The sequence below is a fragment of the Clostridium oryzae genome, assembly GCF_002029235.1.
Taxonomy (GTDB): Bacteria; Bacillota; Clostridia; order Clostridiales; family Clostridiaceae; genus Clostridium_AE; species Clostridium_AE oryzae.
In genome coordinates this window covers 1-6,289 of record NZ_MZGV01000119.1, presented here as the reverse complement: position 1 = coordinate 6,289, position 6,289 = coordinate 1, and the positions used below count along the sequence as shown (strand labels likewise).

Genomic DNA, 6,289 nt, shown 5'->3' with positions numbered 1-6,289 from the left:
CCATATTGAAGAGAAGCCTTTAACTCTCTTTATAATTAAGATCACACTTAATAATCTACGAAGAAAAATTAAAGATACAACTTCATCAAATAACGTCTGTAAAATTAACGTGTAGAAATTTTAGAGACGGTACTTTAAAACTAGCAATCTATATAATTTACAGAGCCCGCAGGGAGCGTTGACCGAGCGGTCAACGCTCCTATTGCTGGTTCGCAATATATTTAAATTATATAACAAGTCCCTCCACTTATAATATTCTAATTTAATTTTAAGGTACAGTTAAGGTTGTTGAAAGCATCCGTTTATCTTTACGAGGTATGATAATTTATGAAAGGAGCAGATGAAATGAAATGTACGGAAATACTGCGGCTTAATAAATTAAATAAATCCTTCGGAAAGAAGAGAATTATAAAAGATTTTTCCTTACAATTAGATGAATCAAAAATAATGGGACTCGTGGGGCCTAACGGTGCTGGAAAAACCACAATTATGAAAATGCTTGTTGGACTTATAAAGCCTGCTGGAGGCGATATAAACATCTGCGGATACAATATAAAAGATGACTATGCAAAAGCCATAAGAAACGTTGGCGCTATAATAGAAGTTCCACAGTTTTATAAATATATGACAGCTTACCAAAATCTTATGCAATATGCTCGTATGTATAATTTACCTAAAAGCAGAGTATTTGAGGTATTAAAAATTGTAGGATTGGACCATCGTATGAATGATAAGGTTCGTAAATATTCCCTAGGTATGAATCAAAGGCTTGGCATTGCACAAGCTATCCTTCATGAACCAAAGTTACTTATATTAGACGAACCCACCAACGGACTTGATACAGCTGCTGTCATTGAACTGCGTGCCTACTTAAAGAAAATTGTTCAACATGAACATTGCAGTGTACTTATATCCAGTCATATATTAAGCGAAATGGAAAAGCTATGTGACGAAATAGCAATAATTCAAAATGGTGAGCTTATTGGTGTAAAGAACACTAGCGGAGCTATTGAAGATAGTATGACTGATGCCATTGAACTTATGATAAATTTTAAAGTTAAAAGTATTGATAATATAGATTGGATACTTAGTAAAAATCCGTATTCTAGAAATTATAAAATTCAACAGAATTTTATAATTTTTAAATCAACAATTGATTCTATTCCTAAGATTAATGAATATCTAGTGAAAAATAATATACCAGTATATGAGATAAAAACGGAAGTTTCTTCACTGGAATCAATATTTATGAATGTGACAGGGGGCAATGGAAATGAAAAGATTGGTTAATTTTTTTATACTGGTAATTAATGAAATAATTAAAATCTTTACTAAGATAAGTACTTGCATTTTCATTTTTCTGCTCATTGTCATAATCGCCTTCATTGCGATTAAAGCTCCAGCAAAGGTAAGTAAACATGCGTATATAAATAAACTCAGCAGTGAAGTACAACAAAAAGAAAAGAAATATGGAGCTGTTACTGCTAAAGATATAAAAAAAGAGGATAACTTATTTTCATTTATAGATAAAAAAGATTATGTACTTAACAAGTATGCGCTACAGCATAATATAATATACAACTATACATCATTATGGAGTATTGTAAATAAAGCACTCCTCCTCGAATACATGGTAGGTATATTTCTAATCATAGCTGCTGCAAATATTGTATCAAATGAATATAAAGACGGTACAATAAAATTTCTACTTATTCGCCCGTATAAAAGATGGCAGATACTGCTTTCAAAATGGACAGCCTTACTTGCTCTCTACTTTGGCTTTATACTACTAATTATAACCGTATCAATCATTATAGGTGGATTAAAATATGGTTTTGATGGTTTTAATATGAAGGACTTATACATCAGCAATACTGGATTTGTAAAAGAACGAAGCATGTTAGTTTATCAGCTTATACTTTTTGCCGGCAAAAGTATTAATGACATTATGGCATTTAGTATAGCCTTTATGCTTTCAACAATTATAAAAAATAATTCATTGGCTATTGTCGGCTCTGTGGCAGTTCTTTTTTCCGGATTCATCCTGAGTTTATTTGGTAACAGATATTGGTGGATCAGATTCACTCCATTCCCGCATATGGATTTAACACAATATTTACCTGACAGTACACCTTTAATAAACGGTTGTACAATAACATATTCTGCTATTATATTATTGTTGTACTTCACCGTAATCCATGCAGTTACAATTTATGTTTTTGGTAAAAGGACTATTGATTAACATATATAAAATTTAGAAGAAGGAAATGGGTAATCCTTCTTCAACTCTATAAAAAGGATGTGATATTTTGAATAATAAAATTCAAATTATAATAGATATAGTGTGCATTATCGCTATGAGCTTGCTTCTTATATTAACAAAATCAACTGCTCTGTGTACAATCTTCAGAATCGTATTGTTAATAGGATTAATCATATCATTAGCAAGCACCATAAAAAAGAGTAGAAAGTGATTTCCATAAGCTGTAAAATGCCTCCTCCAACCACTTCCTATCCTATGCCCACTCTATGCATTTACAAAGCATATTATCTTTAATTCTAATTTGTCGTATCGAGAAATCTAAATATACGTTGATTTACTTCCTTTGCGTTTTCCATAGGCATATGCGGTCTATGTCCACTACCTTTTACCACCATGATTTCTGCTTGATTGCATACCTTTTTAATATTCATTAGTCTTTCACTTGTAGCATAATGATCCATTTCACCTGCTATTAGTAACAGAGGCATTTTTATTTTGTTCCAGTCTTTATCACTTAAGTTTGGATGTTTTCTCCAATCGTTAACTTCTTGCATACAATAATATTTCCAATTACCCCTATGAGCATCATAATGTAAACTCTTAGCCTTATCGATAAAATCTATTTTATTATTTTTCAGCAATTCTTCTGGTTCAAATTCATCTGAACCAGCATCATCAATAACTCCACCATTTCCTATAACTGTAAGGCTTTTTACTACTTCAGGATATTGGGATGCCAAATAGAAGCCAATACCTCCACCAGTACTATATCCAATTAGATGAACCTTTGAAATGTTTAAGGCTTTTAGAAAATTAATCATATCATCACATATCTTTTGCGAATCCCAATCTAAGGAATTACATATTGTACGTCCATGTCCTCTGAAATCAGGATAGAAGCAGTGATATTTAGTATAAAATGGCTGTATTTGACCGCTAAAAGCCAATATTCCTCTGCTATACGCACTATGTAAAAATAGAATAGGTTCACCCGTTCCAAATTCCTCATAATATAAGTTTAAATCATTTAATTTCATGTATGGCATTCTTTCCACCCCTAAAAAAACATTTCATTCAATATATTTAGCACTGCTATTGTTTAACTACATATGTTTTTCCTTTATATTTCAAAATTAAAATTCTCAAGTCCATGATAGTAGTTACCTTTCTTTGCTTCAAACTTAAGCACGCAGTAATCCTCATCATCTATACCAGCAGGATAATATACTTCATCACCTTCCTGCCATAATACCGCTTTTGTTTTTCTATCAGTACAAACTGTCATTTTTCCTACAAGCATCAATCCCTGAAAAGTTTCTTGGTCAAAAAAGTATATACTAGCGTTAGCGTTCTTAGAGAATTGTGTTGTTCTTTTTGCAGATACATTTGTTGAAAAATAAAATGTATTGAGCTTATCCGACTTTCGATTAAACATAGCTTTTGCATTGGGAAAGCCATCCTGATCTACTGAACACACCACTACATTTTTAGATCTTTCTACTAGGTTAACAAGTTCATCATAATTTTTAATTTCCATTATTTATTCCTCGATTTCTTTTAAATTTTTAATTATCCTATAAAGGTACTTCTCAAAATCAGTGATTTCTTCATCTGAAAAGTCCTTATAAAATAGCTCACTCATTTCATTTGAAACTATCTCATATTTGTTTTTTAAAGCCCTCGTTTCAGGTGTCAGCGTAATCAATATTTGTCTTCTGTTATTTGTATCAAAATTACGTTTAATATGTCCTGCCATCTCCATCCTATCCAGCATGCTGGTAAGTGTTGTCTTAGCAAGTGAGGTACGTTTACTGATTTCAATAATAGGCAGATTATCTTCCTGCCACAAAACATATAAAATCCTACCCTGAGGTCCATTAAAATCATTTATACCATCTTCTTTTAATAATCTTTGGAATACTCTATCCGATAGCTGCTTAACTTGTGATATATAAAATCCGCCCTTAGTTTTTTTCAATTTTTTGTCACCTCTCTATATGGAATAGTACTATATAGTACTATTGTCAAGAATATTTAATTTTATTCGATATAAGTATTGTAAGATAAAAAAAATATAGGAGTGAGATTAATATGTCATTACGAATTGTTAAGTTTTACAACTCATCATATTGTGCTAAAAATTCTAACAAAAATTATTCATCCTCAAATAGCACAAACAGCATTAGTAATTCCAGCAAAACAAATTCTAGCAGTGCATCTAATGAAGATAGACAAAACTTAATAAAAGCTGCAACCCATTTTAGAGCGTTAATTGATTCGCAGGCATTATCAATGCAGCAGCTAGGCAAGTCTGACAATAACAGGTTGCAAAACATGTATTATCAAAATTCATATAAGAGTTTCGATAATTCTATTTGGGGATACAACGAGTATCTATAAAATAAAGGGTGAATGACCTCCGTCGGCTGAAAAATGCCTCCTACGGTCACTCATCCCTTCAGTTAACTCTATGTATTTACAAAATACTCTTATTATACTGCTTCTATTGCCTTCTTATCTTAATTCACTAGCTTCAAATGGTTCACCGTGACCTGGATAAATCTTCTTTATTCCTAGACTTTTTAATCTGTTTATGCTTGAGTCTAGTTGATTAAAATCCTTGGCATTTACTGCAACATCCGGCTTCTTCATGTTAGCGAAAGTATCTCCGGCAATGAAGTCGCCATTTAACATTAGGATTCCAATGGAGCCATCAGTATGTCCTGGTGTATGGATTATGCTACCATCAAATCCGTATTCATCAAGTTTATATCCATCTTCTACATAAATATCAGGAGTAAATCTTTCAAAATCATTGAGAGTCTTTACACAAATTTTTTTAATCAAATTTTTCATTAACGTAAATATAATTTTATATGCCAGAGACCTATACCGGAAACTTTCCATAGCCATTTCTACATTAGGATTTTGAACAAGGGTTAAATCAGCTGAATGCATAGCAATTTTAGCATCATACTTATCCCTGATATAAGCAGCATTAGCAGTATGATCATTATCACCATGCGTCAGTATAATAAGCTTTAGTTTTCCAACTGAACACCCGACTTTTTCCAACTGTTTATCTAAGCATTCACGCCTATTTGTAAAGTCCTTATCTACCGTTAAATGTCCGCCAGTATCAATCAAAATGAACTTGTCCTTTGCTTTTAGCAAATAGCAGTTTACACCCTGCAAATCAATTCTGATAACCTCTTGTTCCATAATTAAAGCATCTCCCTTAAAATTATTTAATTACTTATGATTCCTATGATAAGCTCCATGGGTCTCCTCATATACTTTTAGATACAGCCTATCAAACTTACTTTTATCCATATTAAAATATTTAATCCATGAATCAGCAAAACAAATATAGGCACAGTTTGGTATAAAACTAGTAAAGAACTCTGAAATTCTTCTTTCCTGTTCGTCATAATTAGAATCTTTATTGCTCTCTTTCTCTTTTGCTATCATAGCTTCTATGACCTTAAAAAAAATCGGTTGCTCCTTTGTTTTCTTCAATGAATCTATAAATATAACTCTTACTAAATCAGCATTTTTTTTACCAAATTCATAGTACACATCTTGCATTCTCTGTCCTAATTGTTCAAATTTCTCTTTATGACTTTCATTTGCATCACTTTCTATAATATTTAAATAGTCACTGATAAAATTTTTTGTAAGTATCTCCAGAATTTCATCCTTGTTTTTAAAATGATAGTAAATAAGAGACTTTGGTACGTTCGCTGCCGAAGCTATTTCATCAATTCTAGAACCCTCAAAACTTTTGTCAGCAAATACCTTTACTGCTGCATCTAATATTCTTTCACGTGCATTAGGAATGTTCATCTAGTCAGCTCCTCTAATTTAGTACTGAATGTTCAGTTCTAATATATCACTTATTTTTTCCAAAATCAATAAAAAAGGAAATATTGTGGCACTACGGAGATTGATTCGTTCATTAAGCACTTGTAACACAAATTTTATATAAATTTACTAACTTCAAAATAAATTCTTAGAGAGAAAAGT

At 31.7% G+C, this 6,289-nt stretch carries 8 protein-coding genes; 3 read left to right on the top strand and 5 right to left on the bottom strand.

What is annotated here, in order from left to right:
• Positions 1-327: 327 nt before the first annotated feature.
• Both CLORY_RS22275 and CLORY_RS22270 read left to right on the top strand, forming a co-directional pair.
• Positions 328-1,290 carry an ABC transporter ATP-binding protein gene (locus CLORY_RS22275; protein WP_079428699.1) on the top strand — a complete coding sequence of 321 codons (963 nt, stop codon included), beginning with the start codon at positions 328-330 and terminating at the stop codon, positions 1,288-1,290.
• Positions 1,274-2,242, top strand: a complete 969-nt coding sequence (locus CLORY_RS22270; RefSeq protein WP_169911728.1) for an ABC transporter permease — start codon at positions 1,274-1,276, stop codon at positions 2,240-2,242. The genes CLORY_RS22275 and CLORY_RS22270 overlap by 17 nt, the downstream gene beginning before the upstream one ends.
• A 317-nt stretch (positions 2,243-2,559) precedes the next feature.
• Here the strand turns inward: CLORY_RS22270 and CLORY_RS22265 are convergent, their stop codons facing one another.
• From CLORY_RS22265 to CLORY_RS22255, 3 genes are all read right to left on the bottom strand, one after another.
• Positions 2,560-3,309 carry an alpha/beta fold hydrolase gene (locus tag CLORY_RS22265; protein ID WP_079428695.1) on the bottom strand — a complete coding sequence of 250 codons (750 nt, stop codon included), beginning with the start codon at positions 3,307-3,309 and terminating at the stop codon, positions 2,560-2,562.
• Positions 3,310-3,383: 74 nt separating this feature from the next.
• The gene (locus CLORY_RS22260) at positions 3,384-3,800 is read right to left on the bottom strand and encodes a pyridoxamine 5'-phosphate oxidase family protein (protein WP_079428693.1); all 417 of its coding nucleotides are present in this window, start codon (positions 3,798-3,800) and stop codon (positions 3,384-3,386) included.
• A 3-nt stretch (positions 3,801-3,803) separates the two neighbouring features.
• Entirely contained in the window at positions 3,804-4,241 is a 438-nt protein-coding gene (locus CLORY_RS22255; protein WP_079428691.1) for a MarR family transcriptional regulator, read from the bottom strand.
• A 113-nt stretch (positions 4,242-4,354) separates the two neighbouring features.
• Between CLORY_RS22255 and CLORY_RS22250 the strand changes: the two genes are divergently transcribed.
• Complete coding sequence (locus CLORY_RS22250; RefSeq protein WP_079428689.1) at positions 4,355-4,663, top strand: hypothetical protein; 309 nt, start codon at positions 4,355-4,357, stop codon at positions 4,661-4,663.
• A 114-nt stretch (positions 4,664-4,777) separates the two neighbouring features.
• Here CLORY_RS22250 and CLORY_RS22245 read toward each other — a convergent pair whose 3' ends face one another.
• Positions 4,778-5,485, bottom strand: coding sequence for an MBL fold metallo-hydrolase (locus tag CLORY_RS22245; RefSeq protein WP_079428687.1), 708 nt, complete (start codon positions 5,483-5,485; stop codon positions 4,778-4,780).
• Positions 5,486-5,515: 30 nt separating this feature from the next.
• Positions 5,516-6,109 carry a TetR/AcrR family transcriptional regulator gene (locus CLORY_RS22240; protein WP_079428685.1) on the bottom strand — a complete coding sequence of 198 codons (594 nt, stop codon included), beginning with the start codon at positions 6,107-6,109 and terminating at the stop codon, positions 5,516-5,518.
• Between the last annotated feature and the right edge of the window lie 180 nt (positions 6,110-6,289).